Below are 22,544 nucleotides of genomic sequence, written 5' to 3'. Positions count from 1 at the left end.
CGCTCACTGCGTTCGCTCCGAACCGCGCCGCTCCGAACCGCGCCGCTCCGAACCGCGCCGCTCCGAACCGCGCCGCTCCGAACCGCGCCGCTCCGAACCGCGCCGCTCCGAACCGCGCCGCTCCGAACCGCGCCGCTCCGAACTGCAGACTGTTCGATCAGTGCGTAACTCGGTTCAATTGTTGCTATCGGTATCGGGTGTCACCATCCGAAGTCGAACCACCAGGTACACGGCGACGAACGCGAACACGCCGGCGAACAGCCACGACCCGTTCATGACGGCGTTCGCGAACGCGATCGCGTTGAGCGCGATCCCCACGAAGTACACCGATTTCCACCGTCGTTCGCTCATCGATCCTCACCGTCCGCCCGCGACTCGAGGCGCGGTCGTTCCGGCGGTCTCGAGCGTCGGCGAAAGCTCGTCTTCATAGTCGTGCTTCGGGCCCGCTCGAATAAAACACTGCAGTTCGAGATCTGCGGACCGTTCCGATACCGCGTACGACTCCGACCCGGGCGATGGGTGACGAGAATAGCGCGGGCAGACTACTATCGTAGCCACTGAAACGAATTACACACTAATCGAAACGTCGTTATGCGATTAGATGTGCATTGACTTTCAGTAGCTACTATATAGAGACGGACAACGCCCGACTCAGGCGAACTCGAGATTCTCGCTCGGTTCGACCTCGCCGAAGAGCCACGCGGCGTGATCGAGGGCGTACTCGCGGTGGTCGTCCTCGATCGCACCGATACAGTCCTCGAGCATGATCGGCCGGAAGTCCCGCAGCCCCGCGCTGCCGCCGGTGTGGAGCACGCAGACGTTCGCGAGCGTGCCACAGATCACCAGATCGTCGATGTTGCGTGCGTTCAGCCACCCCTCGAGTTCGGTGTTGTAGAAGGCGTCGTAGGTGTGTTTCTCGACGACGTGATCCCCGTCCGCGACGGTCAGTTCGTCGACGATCTCGGCCTCCCACGACCCCTCGAGGACGTGTTCGCCCCATTGTTCGAACTCGTCGTAGTAGTGGGCGTCGTCGAACTGTTCGGGCGGGTGGACGTCGCGGGTGAAGATAACCTGCGAGCCGGCTCCGCGAGCGCGCTCGAGGAGGTCAGTGATCGGTTCGATCACCGCCTCGCTGCCCGGCGCGTACAGCGAGCCGTCCGGGTGACAGAACCCGTTTTGCATGTCGACGATCACCACTGCCGTGTGATCCGGTTCGAGTTGCATAGCTAGTCGGTGGGACGAACGGGATCGTAAAAACGTTCGCGGGGCGGGAGGGAAGCCAGTGTCCGAGAGGGATTCGAATCGCTCACCAGTGGACCTCGAGGACGTGCGTCCGCGGTTTGTGTTTCGGTGCCGGTCTACCCGCCGTCGCCGGCCGAATCCCGTCTCTTGCAAGCATGGCGACCATTCGAATGACTGCCGAATAGGGAACCGGACGCAGTGCCTCCGAACGGATTGTCCGCCGACGAGCCGAATTGCTTCGTTCGCACAGCAGTCGCGAGACGGTGACGACGCGGTCGAACCCGACGCTATCATGCACTACAAACGCCTTGAGGAGTACGGCGCGATCGGCGACGGGAACACGGTCGCCCTCGTCGGTCGAGACGGCTCGATCGACTGGTGTCCGTTCCCGCACGTCGAGTCGCCGAGTGTCTTCGCCGCCGTGCTCGACGCCGACCGCGGCGGCCACTTCGCCGTCCGACCGAACCAATCGTTCGAGTCCGTCCAGCGCTACCGCGACCGGACGAACGTCCTCGAGACGACGTTTCGGACCGCCAGCGGGAGCGCAACGGTGACGGACTTCATGCCCGTCCCGGAGGCGATTGGATCCGATGACCGGGCGATCGGGCCCGATGACTGGCCGCCCGCGATCTATCGCAAACTCGAGTGCGAGGACGGCCCGCTCGAGGTCGAGATCGAGTTTGATCCCCGATTCGACTACGCGCGTGACGTGCCCGAAATCGAGTCCGTGGGCGACGGCGTCGTCGCGACCAGCGATGGCGAGCGTGCCGTCCTCTCGAGCGATGTCCCGCTCGAACCGTCGGCCGACGGACGTGGGGCGCGCACAACGGTGGCGCTCGATGTCGGCGAGACGCGCTGGCTGGTGCTGGGCTACGGCGAGGAAATCTCCCTCGAGCCGTCGCGGCACCGGGAGACGCTCGCCGAGACGGTCGATTACTGGCGGTCGTGGGTCCACGACTGTGACGAGACGGACTGTCCCGTCGGCGGTCAGTGGCACGACCTCGCGGTCCGCTCGTCGCTCGTTCTCAAACTCCTGATTCACCGAGAAACGGGCGCAGTGTGTGCGGCACCGACGACCTCGCTGCCCGAAGACGTCGGCGGCGTCCGCAACTGGGATTACCGCTTCAACTGGATCCGCGACTCGGCCTTCACCGTCCGGGTGCTGGCCGAACTGGGCCATCTCGAGGAGGCCCGGTCCTACTTCGAGCTGTGTCTCGACCACTGCAGCCGGCACGAGCCGGCGGAGATGCCGCCAGTCTACGGCCTCCACGGCGAGAGCGACCTCGAAGAGCGCGTCCTCGACCACCTCGAGGGATACTGCGGCTCCGCTCCCGTTCGCGTCGGAAACGCGGCACAGAACCAACATCAGCTCGATATCTACGGCGAACTGGTGCTCGCGCTCTACGAGAGCGTTCGCTACGGAGAGCCGATGCGGTCCGACGACTGGACGGTAGTGTGTGGCCTCGTCGATTACGTCTCCGAAGGCTGGGACGAGCCGGACGCCGGTATCTGGGAGATGCGGACCGACCACGAGGGATTCGTCTACTCGAAGGTCATGTGCTGGACGGCGCTCGACCGCGGCATCAGGCTCGCCGAGGCGGCCAACGGCGTCGAGGCTCCGATCGAGCGCTGGCGGGCGGCCCGGGACGACGTCCGCGAGGCGATCCTCGAGCGCGGATTCAGCGAAGGGGCGAACAGCTTCGTGCGAGCCTTCGGCGACGACGACACGCTCGACGCGGCGAACCTGCTTATCCCGGTCGTCGGCTTCCTCCCGGCCGACGACGATCGCGTGCGGGGGACGATCGATGCGACGATCGACCGGCTGGTGACCGACGACGGCCTCGTCCGCCGGTACGAGGGCGAGGACGGGCTCCCCGGCGAGGACAGCCCGTTCCTCGTCTGCTCGTTCTGGCTCGTCACCGCGCTCGCGCTCGCGGGGCGAACCGAGGAGGCCCGCGATCGCTTCGAGTCCGTCCTCGAGTACGCCAGTCCGCTCGGGCTATTGGCCGAGGCGGTCGATCCCGAGAGCGGCGAACAGCGGGGTAACTACCCGCAGGCGTACAGTCACATCGGCCTGCTCAACAGCGCGCTCTCGCTGGCCGATTCGAACGGCTCGAGCAACGTGGGTTCCAGCGCCGCGGCGTCGCCGGCACCCCTGGGCCGTAACGAGTCGCTCGAGGACGTCGCCTCGAGCGGAGCGATCGTCCGCGGAACGAACGACACCGAGTGAGAGATACTGATGACAGAAGATAGCACTCACGACGCGACCGACGAACACACCGCCGTCACGACGGACGCTCGAGACCGACGTTCGCGGGCCGACGGCGGTGGTGGGAACGGAAATGGACACGGCGGCGGAGACGGAAACGGTGATCCCAGCGGAGACGGGGACGACGGCGACTCGATGCGGCCGGGTGACATGATGCTCAAACATCCGACGGAGGAGATCTGGCCCCAGTACGCCGTCATCTCGCTCGGGATCTGGCTCCTCGCGAGTACGCCGGCACTGGACTATGGGAGCGCGCTGATGGTCTGGAACGGCATCGTCAGCGGGCTCGTCCTGATCACACTCGCGGGGATCACGATCTACCGCGAGAACGGCTACGCCAACTACGCCAACGGATTCGTGGGCCTCTGGCTGGTGTTCGCACCGATCGCGTTCTGGGCGCCGACGGCCGCGGCCTACGCCAACAACGCGCTCGTGGGGACCATGGTGATCACGTTCTCGGTACTGATCGTGATGCGCTCGGAGATGGACGGACCGACCGTCCCGCCGGGCTGGTCGTACAACCCCTCGACGGGGGCCCAGCGCGCGCCGCTGATCGCGCTCGGGATCATCGGCTTCTTCGCCTCGTGGTACATGGCCGCCTTCCAACTGGGCTACATCGAGAGCGTCTGGGACCCGCTGTACGATCCGGGAACCCAGGCGATACTGACGTCGCGGGTCTCGGAGGCGTTCCCCGTCTCGGACGCCGGCCTCGGCGCGGTCGCTTACTCGGTCGAGGCCCTGATGGGATTCATGGGCGACCGCCGGCGCTGGCGGACGATGCCGTGGATGGTCGCCTTCTTCGGCGTCGTCGTCATCCCGCTCGGCTTCGCGCAGGTGCTGCTGGTCATCACCCAGCCGATCATGGTCGGGACGTGGTGTACGCTCTGCCTCCTCTCGGCCTTTGGCATGCTCTGGATGATCTCGCTGACCGTCGACGAGGTCGTCGCGATGGGACAGTACGTTGTCCGACTAATGGGCCAGGGCGACAGCCTCTGGACGGCCTTCTGGATGGGCGGGACGATCCCCGAGGACGAGGCGGGCGTCGACATGACCTCGGAGCGACCGATCGGCGACTCGCCGGTTAGCGAGCCGTTCTGGGGCGTCTCGATTCCGTGGACCCTGCTGGGCGCGATGGCGCTCGGCGTCTGGCTCATGCTCTCGCCGACCGTCTTCGAGACGACGGGGCTCATGGCCGATAGCAGCCACCTGGTCGGCTCGCTGGTCGTCTCCTTCACCGTGATCGCGACCGCCGAACCCGCGCGCGCGATTCGGTTCCTGAACGTTCCCCTGGTCGCGTGGGTTGCCGTCGCCCCCTGGCTGTTCGACGGCGTCCCGACGCTCGCCGCGATCAATGCCGTCGCCGCCGCCGCACTCATCGTGGTGCTCAGCGTCCCGCGCGGTTCGTTCGAGGACCGCTACGGCGGCTGGGAGGAGTACGCCACCCTCCAAACGTTCGATCGACTCAACCCCCTCAGTAGCTAACCATGTCCGAACCCACTGACTCCGAAGTCGTCGTCGTCACGGGCGCATCGGCCGGCGTCGGACGAGCCACCGCTCGTGCGTTCGCCGAACGCGGTGCGAAGATCGGCCTGCTCTCGAGAGGCGAGGACGGCCTCGAGGGCGCGCGCGAAGACGTCGAGGAAGCGGGCGGCGAGGCGGTCGTCGTTCCGACGGACGTCTCCGATTTTGACGAGGTTAACGCCGCGGCCGAGACCGTCGAGAACGCGTTCGGGCCGATCGATATCTGGGTGAACAATGCGATGGTGTCGGTGTTCTCGCCGGCCGCAGAGATGATCGCCGAGGACTACCGGCGGGTCACCGAGGTCACCTATCTGGGTTACGTTCACGGCACACAGGTCGCGCTCGAGCGGATGCGCCCCCGCGACGAAGGGACGATCGTGCAGGTCGGCTCCGCGCTGGCGTATCGGGGCATCCCGCTGCAATCGGCCTATTGCGGCGCGAAACACGCGATCCAGGGATTTACCGAGTCCGTGCGGACGGAACTCATCCACGACGACTGTGACGTCCAGCTCTCGATGGTACAGATGCCCGCGATGAACACTCCGCAGTTCGAGTGGTCGAAGAGCCGAATGCCGAAGAACCCCCAGCCGGTGCCACCGATCTACCAGCCCGAGGTCGCCGCTCGATCGATCACGTGGACCGTCGACCGCGGCAAGGACGAACTGTGGGTCGGTCGATCGACGGTGAAGGCGATTCTGGGCAACCGCCTGATTCCGCGGCGGCTCGACAACATACTCGCGAGCGGCGGCTACGACTCCCAGCTGATCGACGAGCCGACCGATCCGGACCGCGAGAACAACCTCCACGAGCCGCTGTCCGGAGACTTCGGCGCCCACGGGCCGTTCGACGACCGGGCTCGTGATCGGAGCTACCAGCTACAGGCGTCGATGCACCGGCGAGCGATCGCCCTGCTCGCCGCCCTCGCGGCCGTGATCGTAAGCGCGTTTCTCGGTCGATGGGCCGCATCGGCCGAATCCGGGTGAGCCGCTCACACGACGTATGGACATCCACTCTCGCCGTCCGTCGCCGATCACCGTTCGTTACTGTTCGCCGCGGTTTCCGAGCGGTACAACCGTCGTGCTTTTTGCACTGCCATTCTAACGGATAGCTACTCACTTCAGATGCAACCGACGCGCACACGCTCGTCCGTCGCTTTGCTCGCGGTCGTCCTCGCTGTGATGACGGTGGCGGGCGGGCTCGCCGGCCCGCTGGTGGCGACCAGTTCGGCCGTGGCGTCAGATAGTGCGTCCGCCACGACTTTCGACGGAGTAACCACCACGTCTCCCGATGGGCCGGCCGCGATGACCGATCGGACGCCGGCCCTCGAGTCGGCCACGGCCTCGAGCGCGGTGGCCGCGACACAGGACGCCCGTCCCGAGACCCCCTCGACCGAGGACACCGTCGGCTACGTCGAGGGCTACTGGTACGACGACGAGCTGGCCGTCGACGGCCAGCCGAACGCGGTCGTCGACGAGGACGAACTCGATCCCGTTATCTATCGAGCGATGGCCCGCGTCGAGACGATCCGTAACATGACGTTCGCGGACGAGGTCGCCGTCGACGTCGTCTCCCGCGAGACCTACCGGCAGACCAACGAGGAGCGCTTCGCGAACTATACCGCGGCCGAACGACTCGAGCAGAACGTCGGCTACGAGGCGCTGTTCACGGTCGATCGGGAGACGGCGGCGGCCGACGCGACCGAGACGGTGTACGGCGGTGCCGTTAAGGGCTACTACGACCCCGAAACGGACGAGATCGTCATCGTCTCCGAGAACCCCGAGACGCCCGAACTGGACGAGTTGACGCTCGGCCACGAACTCGTCCATGCGCTGCAGGACCAGCGCTTCAACCTGTCGCAGCTCCATGGCTCGACGCAGGACGCGGAACTGGCCGGCAACGGGCTGGCCGAAGGCGACGCCAGTTGGGTCGAACGCGAGTACGAGGCGCGGTGTGGCTCCGAGTGGGACTGTCTCAGCCCCAGCGGCGGGGAACAGGCCGGAACCTTCGACGTCAACTGGGGCATCTATTTCGCCGTCTATCAGCCCTACAGCGACGGCCCCGACTACGTTGACCACCTGCGCCGTCAGGGTGAAGGCTGGTCGGCGGTCAACGCGGCCTACGACAACCCGCCCGCAACGACGTCCGCCGTGATTCACCCCGGCTCCGAGCGCGAGCCGACCGACGTTTCGGTCCCCGACCGCTCGAGCGACGGCTGGCGACAGCTTTCCGTCGACGACGAGGTGGCGAACGACACCGTCGGCGAAGCGGGCATGGTCGCGATGTTCGCTGCCGACGCGATGGACGGGAGCCAATCGTCGGTGATCAGCGCTAGCGAACTCTTCGGCAGCGAGGACGGAAGCTACAACTACGACCATTCCGCTACCGACGGCTGGGCCGGCGACGAGCTGGTCGTCTACACCAGCGACGAGATCGACAACGAGAGCGATTCCGCTGCCGCGGCTGGAGAGGCCGGCTACGTCTGGCGAACGAAGTGGCAGTCGGCCGGGGACTCCGAGGAGTTCCTCGACGGCTACCGCCGGCTACTCGACAACCACGGTTCCGAGGCGGTCGACGATCGCCAGGACACCTTCGTGATCGACGACGGCGGGTACGCCGGCGCGTACTACCTCGAGCAAAACGGAACGACAGTGACGATCGTCCGCGCCCCGTCGGTCGCAGAGCTGTCGAACGTCGAGGCCGGCGCGGCACCCGAAGCTGCTCCCGACCCCATTCCCGGGTTCGGTGTGACGGCCGCAGCGGGCGCGATCGGGCTTGCACTGCTCGGATCGGCGACTTGGTTCGCCGTTGGCCGCCGCCGACAGTGACCGGGGTACCGAACGAGCCACGTGCCGTCCTCGAAACTGACCGACACCGCATTTTCGCTGCCGCCCGATCGACGGCGCTTTCACAACCTCGCCGAACGGTGATCCAATGAACCGCGGCCGACTGTTCGCCGTCGTCGCACTGGTCGTGCTCTCGGGCTGTGCACTTCCCGGCTCCCCCGACGGGTTCGACGCGGACCGCGAACTCGGGCACGTCGGCGAGTACGCCCACGACGACGTCTTCGAATTCGACGCGAGCGACGGCCTCACCGAGGCGCAACTCGAGGCCGTGAAACACCGCTCGATGGCCCGGATCGAGGTCGTCCGCGGGCTGAAATACGACCGCGATGTCGACCTCGAGGTGATGAGCCGCGCCGAGTACCGCGACCAGCGATCGGACGGGACCGGAAACGCGTCGGCGTTCACCAACGAGCTCTGGCGCGGGGCGTTCCTCGTCGACGGCGAGACGGATGTCAATCGGGCGTTCGACGATCTCTACGGCGATTCTATCCAGGGCTACTACGTGAACGACCGGATCGTCATTATTGCTGACGACACTGACGAGATCCGGATCAATCGGCGGATCCTGATCCACGAGCTGACCCACGCGCTGCAGGATCAACGGTTCGGTATCGCTCGCGAGAGCGAGACGATCGATGGGATCCGCGCCGAAAACGGCCTGCTCGAGGGCGAGGCGATCGTCGTCCCCGATCGGTACGATCGTCGGTGCGGGAACGAGTGGCAGTGTCTGCCGGCCGTCCAGCCGCCGACGACCGGAGGTGAGACGCTCGCCGATCGTCCGTTCAACGCCGGGCTCTTCCTCTCGATCTACGTGCCCTACACCGAGGGGCCGCCGTTCGTCACCGATCTCTCCGAGCGCGGCGGCTGGGACGCTGTCGACGCCGCCCACGATGCCCCGCCCCGGAGCACCGCCCAGCTGATCCACTCGGAGCGCTATCCGGACACTGAGCCGGTCGATGTCTCGATCGCGGACCGCTCGAGCGACGAGTGGCAACCGATCACGGACGGTGGAGACGGCGATGACGGCGAGATTCGGACGGAGACGATCGGCGAGGCCACGCTGTTCGCGACGCTCTGGGCGAACGGCGTCATCGAGCGCCCGCTCACCGAGGGGACGACCGAGCGCTCGCAGTACAATTACTCACATCCCGCGACGGCCGGCTGGGCCGGCGATAGCATCCGCGTGTACCAGCGGACGGACGAACCGGATCGGACAGGCCACGTCTGGCGGCTCGCCTGGGAGAGCCGCGCCGACGCGGCGGCGTTCGGCGATGCGTACCGACAGCTCCTCGCGAACCGCGGGGCCGAACGGGCCGACACTGCTGGAAACGGTGTCTACCGGATCCCCGAGGGCGAGGCCTTCGAGGGGGCGTATCGAATTTCCGTCACCGGCGAGACGGTCGAAATCGTCGGCGCGCCGACCGTCGACGACCTCGAGGCGATCCGTCCCGCTGAATCGGGCTCGAACCAAGGCAGGTCTGGGGCCGCCTTCGAACCTGCAGTCTCCCTCGAGCCGCCGAGCATCTCCGAATCGACTCCGGTCGACGCGTCGCCACGGTCCGCATCGGCGTCGCCGGACGGGCCACCGAAGACGTCGCGCGCGCCGGCAGACGGGTAGCTTTTTTGTCTCCCGCGGGAAACCGACGATATGTCAAATCCGTTCGGAACCGTCCCCGCGGCGGCGATTCTCGAGGGGGACGCGACTGATGCTTACTTCGAGCGCACGCGGGAGACGCTCGAGCACGCGGACAAGAACCCCCGCGTCGTCGCCGAAGTCACCGCCGATCAGTTCCCAACGGGGGAGTTCGACGTGTTTACCGGCGTGAAAGACGTGGCAACGCTGTTCGAGGGGCGCGGCGTCGACGTCGATGCGCTTCCCGACGGCCAGCTGTTCGACGGCGGCCCCGTCCTCCGGATCGAGGGTCCCTACCTCGAGTTCGCCGAACTCGAGACCTCGCTGCTTGGCTTTCTGTCCCAGCCCAGCGGGTTCGCGACGGCCGCCCTCGAGACCAGACTGGCGGCTCCCGAGTCGCTTGTCCTCTCTTTCGGCGCGCGCCACGTTCATCCCTCGATCGCGACGACGGTCGAGCGGGCCGCGTTGCTCGCGGGTCTCGACGGCTTCTCTCACGTTGCTGCGGGCGAGGTTCTGGGCCGAGAAGCGGGCGGGACGATGCCCCACGCGCTCATGTTCTGCTTCGGCGAGGGCAATCAGGCCGCGGCGTGGACGGCGTTCGACGAGGCCGTCGGCGAGGAGGTGCCTCGGATCGCGCTGGTCGACACCTTTTGGGACGAGAAGAGCGAGAGCCTGCTGGCGGCCGAGACGCTCGGCGACGATCTCGACGGCGTTCGGATCGACACCACGAGCTCTCGTCGCGGCGACTTCCGGCACATCATCCGCGAAGTCCGCTGGGAACTCGACGCCCGCGGTCACGAGGATGTCGACATCTTCTGTAGCGGCGGCCTCGAGCCCGAAACCATCCGCCCGCTGCGCGACGTCGCCGACGGCTTCGGCGTCGGCAGCCACATTACGGGTGCCGACTCGGTCGACTTCAGCCTCGATATCGTGGAAATCAGCGAGGGATCTTCCGATCCCTCGAGCAACCGGACGCAGTCCGGCGATGAGGGCAGCCCAATCTCCAAGCGAGGTAAGTTGTCGGGGGGTAAGGATGTCTACCGAACACCCGACGGCGGTCACCACGTCGCACTGGCCGACCGCGACGGCCCCGACGAGGGTGAGGCGCTGCTTGAGCCGCTGATCCGGGACGGCGAGATCGTCCGGGAATTCGACCTCGAGGCGGCCAGCGAGCGGTGTCTGTCCGATGCCGATCGGGTCGCGTTCTCAAATCAATAGATTGAACTTTCCAGCCGAAACGGTCGGTACTGTCGGTCGAGAAGCAGCCCCAAAACCTCGCGGTCCGCGCTTGCGTTCACGCTCGCGACGCGCGACTCGAGCCGTTCCCCCGTACCTTCTCAGAGTTCCTCGATGCTGCCGTCGGCCTTTCGCTCGCGGAAGACCTGGCCTTCGAACAGCGTGACGATGACGTCGTCGTTCTGCCAGGCACCCGGTGCGAGCTTCGCCTTCCGGCAGGTTCGATCGAGGTACTCGCGGGCGCTCCAGTCGTTCTCGACCGGTACTGTCGGATACATCCAGCCGCCCTCGCCGCCGCCGTCGATGGCAACGCCGTGGGTGCCGAGCTCGAGATCGGCTAGCGGGTCGTCCGTCAGCAGCACGTTCCTGACGGTACAGACCGAAACCGTCAGGTTCGGGAGTTCCGAGGGGCTCACCTCTGAGCCACAGGAGTCCTCGCTGGCGGCCTCGATTGCCGCGTCCACGATGACGTGGCCGAGCTGGTCGTCCGAGTGGTAGCCACCCGCACAGCCCCGCAGGCTCCCCCGGCCGCGGGTCGACTCGAGGCGGACGAACGCACCGGTCCGCTCGTAGAAGGCCTCGCGCATGCTGCCTGGTTGTTCTCGCTGCCCGTGTCGTACGTAGGAGTCGACGGATTCACGCGCGAGTTCGACCGCGCGCGCACCGTCCTCGTAGGAAAGGTCGACGCCCTGTCCCTGGGACATACAGATGGACAAGGGGATAGTCGTCCTAAAACGCTTCCATTCGTCACGGGCCGCTTTTTGTGTCTTCAACCGGGGGACTTATTCGACCGACGCCCCAAGAAACGGTGGGAGAGAGAGCCTGGCTGCCGCGATGGTCCCGCCGGCGACGGCGCGACCACCTGGCGTGGCTCATCCCTTCGGGATGCATCACGCTCATAACGTGGACCGACTCTCCGAGTCGCTCCACGCTCGCGAGGAAAGTCCCCCCACCCGTTCGGGCGGGTGACCGGACGCAAGTCCGGAGCGGGAGACCGCTGGCTCTGGAACAGAAACGACACGTCTCGGCCAGACCGATGATGCGTGCGAACCCGACCGAGAGGAAGGGGAGTTGACCCGCAGAGGGAGGGCGGTTCGGAGCGCCTTTGGCGCGAGAACCGCCGAGAGGCGAGCGGCGATAGCCGCGAGCCGCGCGTGGCCGCATATCGCTCGCGGTTTGAATCCGCGGATCACGCTCGGCGTGATCGACCACCACTGCTGGCCGAGGATCGATGGAACGGCGAATCCTCACCGGTGCAAGTCCGCGCCGTGGTAGCCCGAACACCCCGCGGCCTCGCCGCGGACGGCGCGGACGCTCAGCCGAATGCCGGGCCGAACAGAAGGGGGCTTACTCCTCTCACCCAGTTTCACCCTCGAGAGAGGGTACGCCGGCTTGAGGCAGTCGGGCTCGAGTGTTCTAACGGCGCGTGCGGACCCCCGTCCTTCCTCACCGTCGACTACTGCGGATCGCTTCCCGAAGCGGAGGCGCGATCGGTGCGGCTTCGGCCCCGCCGGGTTCGCCGAGGGGAACTCCCTCGCTACGATATCCCGCGCTACTACGACATCCAGCGTCGCTACGATATCCAGCTCCACATCGCCCGTAGCATGTATCGGGTTCGCTGTTCTCCGTCGGTTTCTGGGTCGTCACTCTCGTTCTGGACGTCGGTCTCTCCGCCATCTTCGGTTTCGTCCGATCCGGTCTGCACCTCATCCGCGGTGTTCGAATCCGGGCCGTCGGTTTCGTCGGCTTCACCGCGTTCGTCGTCTCCCGTGTCTCCCTCCGCTTCCTCGTCTCCCTCGTCGCGTTCGCCCTCGTTTGCGCGAATCGTGGTCAGCCCGCCGTCGTCGATGTAGATCGTTCGATCGGCGACCGCACACCCCCCTCCCACGAACGCGCTCTCCGTTCGCGAGAAGACCCACTGCTCGCTGCCGTCGTCGAGATCGAACGCGACGAGCGAGTTTTCGTACTCGCCACCCTGTAACCCGAAGCTGACGAGGACTGCGTTGCAAGCGATCACGGGATCGCCGATACTGTGCGAGTACTTCCCCACGGACCACCGCTCGTCGCCACTCTCGAGGTCGACCGCGACGAGTTCGTATCCCGTGACGAAGACCAGCGTCTCCCCGCGGACGGCGAGTCGGCGGATCCCGCCGCTCCATCCCTCCTCGCGCTCGCCGGTCGTCGAATCGTAGGCGACGACCTCCTCTGACTCGGTTCGAACGAATACCCGCCCGTCGGTCGCCACGAGGTCGTACAGGTAATAATAATATGTATCGAGCGTCAGCCCCTGTTCGCCCGTCAGCGGATCGAGACCGACGATCGTTCCCGCTTCGGCGAGCACGAAGACGCACTCGTCGGTGGCCGCCACTCCCCCCTCGATCGTTCGGTCGACTTCGTTCTGTTCTTCCCAGGGATCGCCGATGGTCACGGTGACCGAGTCGCAACGCCAGTCGATCTCGCCGGTCTCACAGTCGATCGCGGACAGCCCGCCGTCGGCGGAGACGTAGACCCGCTCGAACGCGACCGTCGGCGGCGAGACGGCGGGTTCGTCAGCGTCGGAATCGGTGGCGTCGGAGACCGAGGTTTGCCATCGAACGTCCCCGTTTGCGGCATCGAGCGCGGTGACGCCCCGCTCGCCGCTCACGAAGACAGTCCCGTACGCGACCGTCGGCGGTTCGCTGGCACCGACATCCTCGCTTTGCCACTCGAGCGACCCGTCGGCGGCATCGAGCGCGTGCACCGCCCCCTCCACCGGGAGATAGACGATACCGTCGTCGACGACCGGCAATCCCCCGGCGTCGGCCGTCCAGTCGACTTCGAGGGTGTCGAAATCGAACCCGTCGCCGAACCCGTGGTCGGAGCCGACCGCGGCCGTGTTTCCGTATCCGCCTCGAGCGGCGGACCAGCCTGCCACAGCCTCTGGTGGTTGCGGCGGGACCTCACCTCCCGCGTCGGTCGTCGAAGCCGCGCTCCCTGACCCCGCGAGTACGCCACTGGCTGCGATAGTCGTTGCACATCCCGTCAAGAATCGTCGTCTCGTGTTTCTGTGCACACATTTCTACGGTGCGGTAGCCATCCTATATATTTTACAATTAAACAGATTCATATGGGAAACATACTATGTCATTCCGTTTCATTTCTGCAACAGTCACCGATCGTCGCCTGAGGGCGCCAACGAGTGCACTCAAAGCGTTGCCGGGACGACTCCAGAACCCACAGCGTCATTTGTGCTCATCCGCGTGCGGGTGGAAGGGACCGTTGTGCTCACGAAAAAGGCAGGATACCCTCGTCACCGCCGATATGTGGGTGCTCTCAGTTCGTGACCGCGGCTATAGTACCAACTGCAACTAGTTACACACTGATCGCACAGCTATCGTGCGATCAGGTGTGCAGTGACTTGCAGTGGCTACTATCTCTCACAGAGCTTCGGCGAGAACGTCGCCGGACCGTTCGTCGCGACGAACTGATAGCCCGCGTTCTTCGATAGCAGACGCTTGCTGTTCCGTGGCGCTACCGTGCCACGTTCCACTCGCGATATCGTAGTGAAGAGAACCTGAAGAGAACCGTCCTGACGGAGTCCAACGCGAACGAAGTGAGCGTTGGGCACGTCAGGACCGAACGACGAAGCGAGTGCTGAGCAACGCGAAGCACTCGTTAGGAGTGAGCGTCCTGACGGAGATTTGAACACAGGAAGACGGTCGCTCCCTTCGGTCGCGCTGCGACTTCCCTGCTCAAATCTCCGGGGAGTTTCGCCGACACCAGCCGCTCGCTGCTCACGGCTTCGCCGTTCGCTTTTCGTGGCGCTAACACGCCACGCGCCGCTCGCGGATTGGTGTCGGCAGAAACGTCCTGACGGAGATTTGAACTCCGGTCCCTGGCTCCGCAAGCCAAGAGGATAGTCCACTACCCTACCAGGACTCATCTCTTCGTAACTGCGTGGACATTAAAGCCCTTTCGAAAGGCTCCCGTTGCCGCCCCGGACTTTCGTGGCCGTTGTGGCGTCAATTACGGCTCCTCGAGACGGTCACCGGTCTCAAACTATCGTCCTCTCGGACCCAGACGAGATCGAGGACGTCGACATTCGACACGCGGAACCATCGCTGTGAGGTCCCTCTGCTCGCGGTTTCTCGCGTCAAACGCGGACTTCGGGGACCCAGCGGGTCGCACCGTTCGCCCCGGTTGGCGAACCGGATCCACCAATTGACCGCCACCGTGCCGTGTGCATCCTGTAGTTTAAGCCACAAGGCGCGGCCAGCATGAAGCATGTTCGAGAGCCGTCACCGAATCGAGGACCGACGTGATCGTCTCGAGGCCCGGACCGACGCAGAAACGCGTCGCCGCGCTGATTCGTCGAAACGCGGTCCGACTTGCCCCGTTCCCATCGGTCGAACCTCGGGCATTCGACGCCGCCGGCCCCGCGGTCGGAGGGGACGCGAGCGCGAACCGGGACGACCAGTATCGACGAATTGGCAACGTTTATGCGCGACCTACCCATGCACGAGCATAGAATGAGCGACATCGAGGGCGTATATGAGGACCTCGAGGCCGACGTTTCTCTCGAGGAGTTTCGCGAGGCCGTCGAGGCGAAAGTCGAGCAGATGGGGGGACTCGCAGACGAGGAGACAGCGGCGATGCTCGTCGCTCACGAAGTCGGCGAGAGCGAGGTCGGCGGAATCGCCGATATCGAACCCGGGATGGAGGAAGCGAAGTTCCTCGCCAAGGTGCTCTCGATCGGCGAGGTGCGCACGTTCGAGCGCGACGGCGAGGACGAGGACGGCCAGGTCGTCAACGTGGAGGTGGCGGACGAGACCGGGTCCGTGCGAGCGGCATTCTGGGACGATCACGCCCAGGCCGCCATCGAGGAACTCGAGGAGGGACAGGTCCTGCGGATCAAGGGCCGACCCAAGGAGGGCTTTTCCGGCGTCGAAATCAGCGTGGACGACGTCCAACCCGACGATGATACCGAGATCGACGTGCAGGTCTCCGATACGTACACCGTCGAGGACCTCTCGCTCGGTCTCTCGAACGTCAACCTCGTCGGCTTGCTTCTGGACACCGACAGCGTGCGGACGTTCGACCGCGACGACGGCTCGGAGGGGAAGGTTTCGAACCTCGTCCTCGGCGACTCGACCGGTCGCATCCGCGTGACCCTGTGGGACGAGCAGGCCGATCTCGCAACTGAACTTGAGGCCGGGACGACCGTCGAAGTGATCGACGGCTACGTCAAGGACCGCGACGGACAGCTAGAACTCCACGTCGGCAACCGCGGTGCCGTCAAGGAAGTCGACGAGGACGTCGAGTACGTCCCCGAGAGCACGCCGATCGAGGATCTCGAGATCGATCAGATGGTCGATATCGCCGGCGTCGTTCGCTCGGCAGACCCCAAGCGAACGTTCGACCGCGACGACGGCTCGGAGGGACAGGTCCGGAACATCCGCGTCCAGGACGCGACCGACGACATCCGCGTCGCCCTCTGGGGCGACAAAGCCGACATCGACATCGGCCCGGGTGACGAGGTCGCACTCGGCGACGTCGAGATTCAGGACGGCTGGCAGGACGATCTCGAGGCCTCCGCGGGCTGGCAGTCGACGATCACGGTCCTCGAGTCCGATTCGTCCGGCACCAGTGAGCCCGAGAGCGATACGAGCGGCTCGAGCGACGAGAACGCCGGCCTCTCTGCTTTCGCCGGTGACGACGGAGACTCTGACGAGAGCGACGCCGGTGTGAGCACCTCCTCGAGCGCCTCGAGTGACGCCACTGACGATAGCGCCAGTACCGACGCCGGGACCGACTTGGAGGAACCGTCCGACGGCGAGGAACGCGAGTTCACCGGCGTCGTCGTGCAGGCGGGTGACCCGATCGTGCTCGACGACGGCGAAACGACCATGAGCATCGCGACCGACGCTGACGTCGGTCTCGGCGAGGAGGTAACCGCCCGAGGAGTCGTCCGCGACGGTCGCCTCGACGCAAACGACGTATTCTGACGCTGCGAGCAACCTCATCGGCCGCCTAGGAAAAGCGTTAAGGGAGTTAGCTTCGCCTATCATTATATGAACGTCGAACTCCCGTTCGCCCCGGTGGATACGATCATCCGGCGGAACGCAGGCAATCTTCGGGTGAGTGCTGACGCGTCGAAGCAACTCGCAACGCGGATTCAAGAACACGGGAGCGAACTCGCAATCGACGCCGCTGAGGAGGCGACGGCTGACGGCCGGAAGACGCTGATGGCCCAAGATTTCGGCGCCGAAGCGGTCGTCGACAAAGACGACCTCGAGCTTCCGGTCGCGCCGGTCGATCGCATCGCCAGGCTGGAAATCGACGATCGCTATCGCGTCTCGATGGACGCCCGCGTCGCCCTCGCCGATATCCTCGAGGACTACGCGGATAACGTCGCCCGGGCGGCTGCGACTCTCGCACACCACGCCGACCGGCGGACGATCACCGACGACGACATCGAGACGTACTTCTCGCTGTTCGAGTGAGCCGATGCAGTTCGGCTACAGCGAGCTCTGTCTCGCACACGATCCCGGTTCGCGCCACCCGGAGTCGCCAGACCGGTTACGGGCGATCCGGGAACGGCTGAAGAAGAAACACGGCGTCACGTACGTCGAGAGCGACCCGTGCGAACTCGACGCGATGGCGGCCGTCCACGACCGCGAGTACCTCGAGTCCGTTCGGGAGTTCTGTGCCGACGGCGGCGGGAGCTGGGATCCCGACACCGCCGCCGTCGAGGAAACCTGGGACGCGGCCTGCCAGAGCGCGGGCCTTGCCTGCTGGGCCGCAGAGGAGGCGCTCGAGGGCAATACAGGACGTGACACGCCCTTCTCGATTGGGCGACCGCCGGGCCACCACGCGGTCTACGACGACGCGATGGGGTTTTGCTTCGTCAACAACGCCGCCGTTGCCGCCCAGTATGCCCTCGATCACGACGCGTACGACGTCGAACGGGTGGCGATCCTCGACTGGGATGTCCACCACGGTAACGGGACGCAGGACATCTTCTACGACAGAGGCGATGTGTTCTTCGCCTCGATCCACGAGCAGGGGCTCTACCCTGGCACCGGCGACGTCGACGAGACCGGCGAGGGTGACGGCGACGGGACGACGATGAACGTTCCGATGCCGGCCGGCACCGACGACCGGGAGTATTTAGCTGCCGTCGACGGGCCGATCACCGCCGCGTTCACCGCGTTCGATCCCGATCTCATCCTCATCAGCGCGGGTTTCGACGCCCATCGCCACGACCCCATCTCGCGGATCCGACTCTCGACGGAAGCCTACGCGCTGATGAGCGACCGCGTGCGGTCCCTCGCCGCCGACACCGACGCCGCGCTGGCGTTCGTCCTCGAGGGCGGCTACGGACTGGACGTACTCGCCGACAGCGTGGCACTCGTCCACGAGACCTTCGACGGTCGCGAACCGATCGAGCCCGACGACGAACCCGGCGACAATGCCGAATCGGCTCTCGAGGACGTGCTTGAGGCCCACGATCTCGACGTTGACCTGAACGATATCTGACGAAATGGATCGCGGCAGTGGCGAGACGCTGTGCCCCTCATACGGTCTGCTGTAACGATGTACCGGTGCGACCGCAGACTGGATCGCAGTCGCGCCGGAACTGACTTACAGCAGTCCGTATCAGGGCCGCGGTTCGAAGTACGTTCGCAGTTCCGTGCCAAATTCGGCGAGCAACGCCGTGATCTCCGGTCCGATCAGTACTTCGTACTCGTCTTCGAGTGCCGTCTCGACGTGTGCACCCAGTCCGACGTCGAAGAGGCGGTCGCTCTCGAGGAACGCGCGGGCGGTGGTAAACTCCCGTTCACGCTCGGTGACATAGCGCTCGCCCTCGATGAACGGACCGTAGGTGTCGGAGTCGTCCGCGTAGGACTCGTAGAAGCCGGCCGCGTGGTCGCGGACGTGAACCGGTGGCCCCTCGTGGCGCTCGACGGCCGGTCGCTCATCGACCGCAAGTTCGGCGAAGACGACCGCGTTTTCGTCGGCGATCGTCATCGACCGAAAGACGTCGAAGCCGCGATCGTTCAGCCCCTTCGTGATGCCCGCCAGCGACTTGCGAAGCTGCGGATAGAGCTGATCCTCGACGAGATCGGGGGCGTCGAACCGGACAGCGACAGGCGTAGTGACCCGGCGCTCGAGGTGTTCGCGCAGTTCCGACTCGGACAGCGGCTCCGGATCGTCGGGCTCGAAGTGGTCGATCCGCGGGGACGCGAGGAATTCCCGGGCGTAGTGCTGAAAGCGAGCGATGTTCTCGGCCGAGCAGACCGCGGCGACGTTGCGTTCGGGATCCGTCGGATCGATGACGATCAGCGGATCGTCGAACGGAAGGCCAGTGTCGCCGACTGCCTTCTCTCGAGACGACGAAACCGTCTCGCGCGTATGACCGTGTTCTTCTGGGTCGAGCTCGACCGGTGGCCGCCAGTCGGCCGCGGCCTCGAGCAGCGGCCGAAATCCGCCGTACTCGCAGACGAGGAGCTCCGTGAGATAGCCGCTGAACCCCCGGGTTCGGAGGTCGCTGCCGTAGACACCGATCCCCTTGAGAAACTGTTTGGTGACGCGGACAGACGCGGCGAGTTCATCGTCCAGTCGTCGCTGGAGGTACCGAGTATGAAACGGCGTCCGATCGACCGCCGAACGGATCTCGGTCGCCGATTCGAGTCGGAAACAGGGGACGACGTCGATGTCGAACCCCTCGACCGTCCCCTTAACGTAGGGATGTTCGGCGTACTCCTCGTGACCATCGGGCAGCGTCGCGTGGCCGACCTCGAGGCCGTATTGCTCGAGCGTTTCGCGCTCGAGCTCCGATGGGAATCGGACGAAGATGTCGATGTCGCGGTCACCGCTGGTCCAGGTGTTTCTCGCAGTGGAGCCGACCTGTAAGACGTCGGCGTCGTCACACAGGTCGGTCGCCGCGGTCTCAGCCCGATTCATGAGCCGATCGGCGACCGCTCGGAGCCGCGCGCGTTCGCCGTCGTCGGGAGTGACCCGGGCTCGGATCTCGTCGACGACTCGCTCGAGATCGTGATCCGGCTCTCGATTGTCGGGTTCGTCACTGTCGTCAGCGCGATTTCCGCACTGACCGCTGGAACCGTTGTCCGTGCTGTCGGCATCCTCCTCGCTCATTGGGAACGCGTACTCGAGCGGTGCGTGAAAGAGTATCGAACCCGGAGCAGGGAAAACGAAAGCCCTATCAAATGCACCCGACTACCAGATGATGAGCCGAAGTAGCTCAGATGGTAGAGCACCTCGCTGTTACGGCGATTCAGGTCTTTCCTGTCCGCCGCAGATACGAGGTTGTCCCAGGTTCGAGTCCTGGCTTCGGCGCTTCTCGATTCGTCGCGACTGGCTGGTCTGTGCCCCACAATTGAACTGTCACCCGCGAGTTCGACCACCGGCTTTCGGGGGAGAGATTATCGTCCTTCGCCAGTGACGTAGACACATGACCAGCGACAGCGACGACCGACGGAGTACCGACCACCACGGACACGATATCATCGATCCGCTCTACGTTGGGGTCGTCACCGTCTCGAGTTCGCGCGCGGGAACGGCGGATCCCGACGATCCGGGCGGAGACACCATTCAGGACTGTTTCGAAGCCGATGGCCACGAGGTCCGAGACCGGCTCCTGGTCCGGGACGACTATTCGGCGATCCGAACCGCCGTTCGCGGCCTCGTTGCACGCCGCGACATCGACGTGGTGTGTACCACCGGCGGCACCGGTGTCACCGTCGACGACGTCTCCCCGGAGGCGACCGCATCGCTATTCGAACGCGAGTTGCCGGGCTTTGGCGAACTGTTTCGCTCGCTCTCGTGGGACGAAGTCGGAACGCGAGCGATGGCCTCGCGCGCGACGGCGGGAATCGCCGTCGACACGCCCGTCTTCTGTCTCCCTGGGAGCCAGAGCGCCTGCGAAACCGCCTGTGAGGAGCTGATCGTCCCCGAATCGCCCCACCTCGCGGGACTGGCGACTCGGCACCGCGCGGAAACGACCGATCAGACGCTCGCGGATTACCAGGACGAGTAGGTGAGCTGCGTTTCCGGTCTCCAGACACGACTCTTGATCACGGCTTCGGTACTCGAGCGGCGGTTCCCTCCTCGAGACACGGACTGCCTGTAACTGCGGACGGTGAAACGCGACCATCCGTGGGCGTTCGTCCTGAGACGGCGAGACGACCAGTCAGATATCCTGTAACAGCCTTTATTGAGTACGAGCGCGTGCGTCGGATTGCTATGTGTCACCACTTCGAATCCGTGACCGACCTCGACGCCGAGGAGCGCGAGGACATCCTCGAGTCACACAGCGAGACGGAACTCGAAGCCGAACTGAGTGACGACGAACTCGAGGCGCTGACTGCGTAGGAACAGGTCAGTTTTGCTCGAGCGAATCGGACAGCAAACGTTAATTACCGCGCACGGTTTTTCCCGATTGAAGGGCCCTTAGCTCAGTCTGGTTAGAGCGCTCGGCTCATAACCGAGTGGTCGATGGTTCGAATCCGTCAGGGCCCATGTAGTGAGCCGAGCAATTCGCGAGGCTCGCGGAGTGAACCCTGACGGTTCGAACTAGACGACGGCGAGCGAAGCGAGCCATCGGCGTAGTTACGAATCCGTCAGGGCCCATCCGCAAAAACCCGAAGTGTGGCCGAAACCGATTCGGCTGATAACTGGGGACTGAACCACTCAAAGCGCAGCTTTTCTGTTTCCGCGCTACCCTCGTTTGAACCTGAACCGAACCAGTCACTGGTTCCGGGTCGTCGCCCTCCTGCGAAATTAGTAGCCGAAACGGGGTGGTCGGCGTGACGGTCGCGCCCTGGCCGTCGGTCGACAACTCGATGTGCAAGCACTGCGGAGCCCACGTCACCGACCACTTCTCTCGGGTTTTCGGTGACAACCACAACCGAGCCCACCGCTGTGGTGACTGCGATACGTACGCGCGACTAAGCCGTGGCTCTGCAGCTGGCGTCGACGTGTCGATTCCGGATCCGGAAACGTCGCCCGGCCGTCACGGAGGTGAGACCGATGTGTAGCGGGTTCGTCCTGGCGAACCGGCTGTACAATGTCGGGAGTCAAACGCCCATAGCCCATCCGGCCCATCAAGCGACTGACGCGGACGTTCGGCGGGCGCTCGAGAACCGAGAGGTTCGCGCCGACAGTGGACAGTCCTCGAGTGATACCCACCAGCGCTATGACGATGTTTCTATAGTAGCCACTGGAAGTCATTGTACGCCTGATCGAACGACAGCTGTCCGATCAGTGTGTGAATCGTTTCAGTGGCTACTATAGCGTTGGAACGGGCGCTGCTGGTCCGAATGAATTGGATCTCTCTGTGCAATCGAGTCGAGATATTTGTCGATTATCTCGAATTTGTCGTGCTTTCTATGGAGATGGCATCGAACGTGGTCTTGATCCTTACACTTCTTCTGACAAAGTGGACACGTGTGTATGTGGTTCACTAATTCTCTACAATTGCGAACTGGATTTATGTCTCTCTCCTAAGCACTTAGGGTGAGAGAGATCGGTCTGTAGAAGCGGGCACTGACCACGAAGACAGTGGTTCGCGATGAATCGCCTCGTTGAGTCCGACGAGTGTAAACGATGCGGTGACCGCATCGGCGCGCTTCACCGGCTCTGTCTCGTCTTGCAGCCACTATGTTCTCGATAGCAATACTGTCCTATCAGTGTGTGGTACTGACTACCTTCGGGCCTGTGGTTCGTAGGCCTTAAGTAGTGATCGGCGATTACAAATATATACGAAGATGTGGCGACGGGGCGTTTGGATACGCCGTGT

At 64.8% G+C, this 22,544-nt stretch carries 17 protein-coding genes, 3 tRNA genes and 1 other RNA gene; 15 read left to right on the top strand and 6 right to left on the bottom strand.

What is annotated here, in order from left to right; translation table 11 throughout:
• Positions 1–174: 174 nt before the first annotated feature.
• Both ACEWFR_RS23160 and ACEWFR_RS23155 read right to left on the bottom strand, forming a co-directional pair.
• Entirely contained in the window at positions 175–351 is a 177-nt protein-coding gene (locus ACEWFR_RS23160) for a hypothetical protein (protein WP_374063256.1), read from the bottom strand.
• Between the two features lie 300 nt (positions 352–651).
• Entirely contained in the window at positions 652–1,224 is a 573-nt protein-coding gene (locus ACEWFR_RS23155; RefSeq protein WP_374063255.1) for a cysteine hydrolase family protein, read from the bottom strand.
• Positions 1,225–1,534: 310 nt separating this feature from the next.
• Between ACEWFR_RS23155 and ACEWFR_RS23150 the strand changes: the two genes are divergently transcribed.
• From ACEWFR_RS23150 to ACEWFR_RS23125, 6 genes are all read left to right on the top strand, one after another.
• Complete coding sequence (locus ACEWFR_RS23150; protein ID WP_374063254.1) at positions 1,535–3,472, top strand: glycoside hydrolase family 15 protein; 1,938 nt, start codon at positions 1,535–1,537, stop codon at positions 3,470–3,472.
• Positions 3,473–3,481: 9 nt separating this feature from the next.
• Positions 3,482–4,993, top strand: a complete 1,512-nt coding sequence (locus tag ACEWFR_RS23145) for a vitamin K epoxide reductase family protein (RefSeq protein ID WP_374063253.1) — start codon at positions 3,482–3,484, stop codon at positions 4,991–4,993.
• Positions 4,994–4,995: 2 nt separating this feature from the next.
• Positions 4,996–6,015 (top strand): SDR family oxidoreductase, encoded by a 1,020-nt coding sequence (locus tag ACEWFR_RS23140; protein WP_374063252.1) that lies wholly within the window; start codon positions 4,996–4,998, stop codon positions 6,013–6,015.
• Between the two features lie 138 nt (positions 6,016–6,153).
• The gene (locus tag ACEWFR_RS23135; protein ID WP_374063251.1) at positions 6,154–7,857 is read left to right on the top strand and encodes an Hvo_1808 family surface protein; all 1,704 of its coding nucleotides are present in this window, start codon (positions 6,154–6,156) and stop codon (positions 7,855–7,857) included.
• A 106-nt stretch (positions 7,858–7,963) separates the two neighbouring features.
• Complete coding sequence (locus ACEWFR_RS23130) at positions 7,964–9,493, top strand: Hvo_1808 family surface protein (RefSeq protein ID WP_374063250.1); 1,530 nt, start codon at positions 7,964–7,966, stop codon at positions 9,491–9,493.
• A 30-nt stretch (positions 9,494–9,523) separates the two neighbouring features.
• The gene (locus ACEWFR_RS23125; protein ID WP_374063249.1) at positions 9,524–10,726 is read left to right on the top strand and encodes a nicotinate phosphoribosyltransferase; all 1,203 of its coding nucleotides are present in this window, start codon (positions 9,524–9,526) and stop codon (positions 10,724–10,726) included.
• 119 nt (positions 10,727–10,845) lie between these two features.
• Here the strand turns inward: ACEWFR_RS23125 and ACEWFR_RS23120 are convergent, their stop codons facing one another.
• Positions 10,846–11,448 (bottom strand): TIGR00296 family protein, encoded by a 603-nt coding sequence (locus ACEWFR_RS23120; protein ID WP_374063248.1) that lies wholly within the window; start codon positions 11,446–11,448, stop codon positions 10,846–10,848.
• 106 nt (positions 11,449–11,554) lie between these two features.
• Between ACEWFR_RS23120 and rnpB the strand changes: the two genes are divergently transcribed.
• Positions 11,555–12,106, top strand: an RNA gene (gene rnpB / locus ACEWFR_RS23115) — RNase P RNA component.
• 211 nt (positions 12,107–12,317) lie between these two features.
• Here rnpB and ACEWFR_RS23110 read toward each other — a convergent pair.
• Together ACEWFR_RS23110 and ACEWFR_RS23105 are read right to left on the bottom strand one after the other, a co-directional pair.
• The gene (locus ACEWFR_RS23110; RefSeq protein ID WP_374063247.1) at positions 12,318–13,658 is read right to left on the bottom strand and encodes a PQQ-binding-like beta-propeller repeat protein; all 1,341 of its coding nucleotides are present in this window, start codon (positions 13,656–13,658) and stop codon (positions 12,318–12,320) included.
• A 931-nt stretch (positions 13,659–14,589) separates the two neighbouring features.
• Positions 14,590–14,662: transfer RNA gene (locus tag ACEWFR_RS23105), tRNA-Arg, on the bottom strand.
• Between the two features lie 590 nt (positions 14,663–15,252).
• On the opposite strand from ACEWFR_RS23105, the gene ACEWFR_RS23100 reads away from it, so the two are divergent.
• The 3 genes from ACEWFR_RS23100 (at position 15,253) to ACEWFR_RS23090 (ending at position 18,262) form a co-directional block, all read left to right on the top strand.
• Entirely contained in the window at positions 15,253–16,728 is a 1,476-nt protein-coding gene (locus ACEWFR_RS23100; protein WP_374063246.1) for a single-stranded DNA binding protein, read from the top strand.
• Between the two features lie 66 nt (positions 16,729–16,794).
• Positions 16,795–17,226, top strand: coding sequence for a histone (locus tag ACEWFR_RS23095; protein WP_098724593.1), 432 nt, complete (start codon positions 16,795–16,797; stop codon positions 17,224–17,226).
• 4 nt (positions 17,227–17,230) lie between these two features.
• Positions 17,231–18,262, top strand: coding sequence for a histone deacetylase family protein (locus ACEWFR_RS23090; protein WP_374063245.1), 1,032 nt, complete (start codon positions 17,231–17,233; stop codon positions 18,260–18,262).
• 120 nt (positions 18,263–18,382) lie between these two features.
• Here ACEWFR_RS23090 and cca read toward each other — a convergent pair whose 3' ends face one another.
• Complete coding sequence (cca, locus tag ACEWFR_RS23085) at positions 18,383–19,882, bottom strand: CCA tRNA nucleotidyltransferase (RefSeq protein ID WP_374063244.1); 1,500 nt, start codon at positions 19,880–19,882, stop codon at positions 18,383–18,385.
• A 95-nt stretch (positions 19,883–19,977) separates the two neighbouring features.
• Between cca and ACEWFR_RS23080 the strand changes: the two genes are divergently transcribed.
• The 5 genes from ACEWFR_RS23080 (at position 19,978) to ACEWFR_RS23060 (ending at position 21,783) form a co-directional block, all read left to right on the top strand.
• Positions 19,978–20,083: transfer RNA gene (locus ACEWFR_RS23080), tRNA-Asn, on the top strand.
• A gap of 115 nt (positions 20,084–20,198) precedes the next feature.
• Positions 20,199–20,783, top strand: a complete 585-nt coding sequence (locus ACEWFR_RS23075) for a molybdenum cofactor biosynthesis protein B (RefSeq protein ID WP_374063243.1) — start codon at positions 20,199–20,201, stop codon at positions 20,781–20,783.
• Positions 20,784–20,989: 206 nt separating this feature from the next.
• Positions 20,990–21,118: a hypothetical protein gene (locus ACEWFR_RS23070; protein WP_374063242.1), complete on the top strand. Its 129-nt coding sequence runs from the start codon at positions 20,990–20,992 to the stop codon at positions 21,116–21,118.
• 72 nt (positions 21,119–21,190) lie between these two features.
• A tRNA-Ile gene (locus ACEWFR_RS23065) sits at positions 21,191–21,265 on the top strand.
• Positions 21,266–21,543: 278 nt separating this feature from the next.
• A complete protein-coding gene (locus ACEWFR_RS23060) occupies positions 21,544–21,783 on the top strand; it encodes a hypothetical protein (protein ID WP_374063241.1) in 240 nt (79 codons plus the stop codon).
• Positions 21,784–22,544: the final 761 nt, after the last annotated feature.

Source organism: Natrinema sp. H-ect4 (genome assembly GCF_041894845.1).
Taxonomy (GTDB): Archaea; Halobacteriota; Halobacteria; order Halobacteriales; family Natrialbaceae; genus Natrinema.
The sequence above is the reverse complement of the archived record's forward strand: the minus strand, read 5'-3'. Positions and strand labels throughout refer to the sequence as shown.